Genomic DNA, 1,396 nt, shown 5'->3' with positions numbered 1-1,396 from the left:
ATATCCATGGCGAGGCTTATGAATTGCTGAAGAGGACCCAGTGGGGGGTGGCACAGAACCCGAATATTGGCGGCGTGTTGATGGTGGGGCTGGGCTGCGAAGCGTTTCAGATTCCGCGCTGGATGGATGCTTACGGATTGAGGGAAAGCGAGACCTTTCGCACACTTACCATTCAGGAGCTCGGCGGCACGCGCAAGACGGTGGAGGCTGGCGTCGCGGCCATCCGTGAGATGCTGCCGGTGGTCAATAGGGCCAACCGCGTTCCCGCCCCCGCCTCGGAACTGATGCTGGCGCTGCAATGCGGCGGCTCCGACGGTTATTCCGGTATCACGGCCAATCCGGCACTCGGCATTGCCGCCGATATATTGATCGCCGAAGGCGGAACCGCGATCCTCTCGGAAACCCCTGAAATATACGGCGCCGAGCATCTGCTGATCCGCCGGGCGGAGCGGCCGGAGGTCGGCGAGAAGCTGGCCGCACGCATCCGCTGGTGGGAAAACTATACCCGGCGGCACGACATGGAGATGAACAACAATCCCTCCCCCGGCAACAAGGCGGGCGGCCTGACGACCATTCTCGAAAAGTCGCTGGGAGCGGCAATGAAGGGCGGCTCGACCANGCTGCCGGTGGTCAATAGGGCCACCCGCGTTCCCGCCCCCGCCTCGGAACTGATGCTGGCGCTGCAATGCGGCGGCTCCGACGGTTATTCCGGTATCACGGCCAATCCGGCACTCGGCATTGCCGCCGATATATTGATCGCCGAAGGCGGAACCGCGATCCTCTCGGAAACCCCTGAAATATACGGCGCCGAGCATCTGCTGATCCGCCGGGCGGAGCGGCCGGAGGTCGGCGAGAAGCTGGCCGCACGCATCCGCTGGTGGGAAAACTATACCCGGCGGCACGACATGGAGATGAACAACAATCCCTCCCCCGGCAACAAGGCGGGCGGCCTGACGACCATTCTCGAAAAGTCGCTGGGAGCGGCAATGAAGGGCGGCTCGACCAATCTGACGGCAGTATTCAACTACGCCGAACCGGTGGACGCCAAGGGACTGGTCTTCATGGATACACCCGGTTACGACCCCGTTTCGGCCACGGGCCAGGTGGCGGGTGGCGCCAATATCCTGTGTTTTACCACCGGGCGGGGCTCTGCTTTCGGCTGCAAGCCCACCCCTTCGATCAAGCTCGCTTCCAATTCCTACATCTTCGAAAAGATGGGGGAAGATATGGACATCAATTGTGGTGACGTGCTGGACGGTACGACGTTGCAGCAGAAGGGCGAGGAAATCTTCACCAGAATCCTCGCCGTCGCCTCCGGCGAGCGCACCAAATCGGAGCTTCTGGGTTATGGCGACAATGAATTCGTCCCATGGTCCATCGGCGCGACAATGTAAGC

The 1,396-nt window shown here is 61.7% G+C and carries 1 protein-coding gene and 1 pseudogene; both read left to right on the top strand.

The genetic code is table 11. The annotated features are described in order from the left end of the window. Positions 1-47 precede the first annotated feature (47 nt). Positions 48-188 (top strand): annotated as a pseudogene (locus O8B93_RS28030) (UxaA family hydrolase); the annotation flags it as partial. A gap of 42 nt (positions 189-230) precedes the next feature. Next, positions 231-1,394: a hypothetical protein gene (locus O8B93_RS27845; RefSeq protein ID WP_473774536.1), complete on the top strand. Its 1,164-nt coding sequence runs from the start codon at positions 231-233 to the stop codon at positions 1,392-1,394. Positions 1,395-1,396: the final 2 nt, after the last annotated feature.

This window comes from Martinezella rhizogenes, assembly GCF_027460065.1.
In the GTDB taxonomy this organism is placed as follows: Bacteria; Pseudomonadota; Alphaproteobacteria; order Rhizobiales; family Rhizobiaceae; genus Agrobacterium; species Agrobacterium rhizogenes_C.
The sequence above is the reverse complement of the archived record's forward strand: the minus strand, read 5'-3'. Positions and strand labels throughout refer to the sequence as shown.